Genomic DNA, 656 nt, shown 5'->3' with positions numbered 1-656 from the left:
ACCCGCATCCTGCGCACCTACGGCGAGGAGCGCTTCGCCCAGCGCATCGCGCGCCTCATCGTCTCCGAACGTGCTGCAGTCCCCCTCACCCGCACCTCCCAGCTGGCCGACCTGGTGCGACGCGCCATCCCTGCACCCGCCCGGCGCACCGGGGGGAACCCCTCGAAGCGGACGTTCCAGGCACTGCGGGTCGCGGTCAATGACGAACTGCGCATCCTTGAGGTAGCCCTGCCCCGGGCGCTGACGCATGTGCGCGTGGGTGGTCGTGTCGTGGTCGAGGCCTACCAATCGCTGGAGGACCGAATCGTCAAGGCGGTCTTCCGTGAGGGGAGCAGGGACATGACACCGCCGGGACTGCCCGTGCTCCCCGGCGAATCGGACGCACCCCTGCGCCTCCTCACCCGCGGGGCCGGGCGCGCCGATGAAGAAGAAGTCGCCCGCAACCCTCGTTCCGCCTCCGTGCGGCTGCGTGGGGTCGAGATCGTCCACCCCTGGAGGAACCGTTCATGAGCACCGCTGCCGCACGGACACATCCCGCCTCCAGGCCTGAACGCCTGCGCGAGACCACCCGTCCCGACCTGCGGGTCGTGGAGGGACATGATCCCCGACGCTCCCTGGTCCCCCTGGTCGTCATCGCGCTCATCGTGCTGATGGCG

At 70.1% G+C, this 656-nt stretch carries 1 protein-coding gene; it reads left to right on the top strand.

Going from position 1 to position 656, the window contains the following annotated elements; all coding sequences use genetic code 11:
* A partial coding sequence (gene mraW, locus FK530_RS24645; protein ID WP_146489448.1) for a 16S rRNA (cytosine(1402)-N(4))-methyltransferase occupies positions 1-510 on the top strand: 510 nt, incomplete at its 5' end.
* Between the last annotated feature and the right edge of the window lie 146 nt (positions 511-656).

Source organism: Tsukamurella conjunctivitidis, from assembly GCF_007858475.1.
GTDB lineage: Bacteria > Actinomycetota > Actinomycetes > Mycobacteriales > Mycobacteriaceae > Tsukamurella > Tsukamurella conjunctivitidis.
Note: the sequence above shows the minus strand (reverse complement) of the source record. Positions and strands in the feature narration are given on the sequence as shown.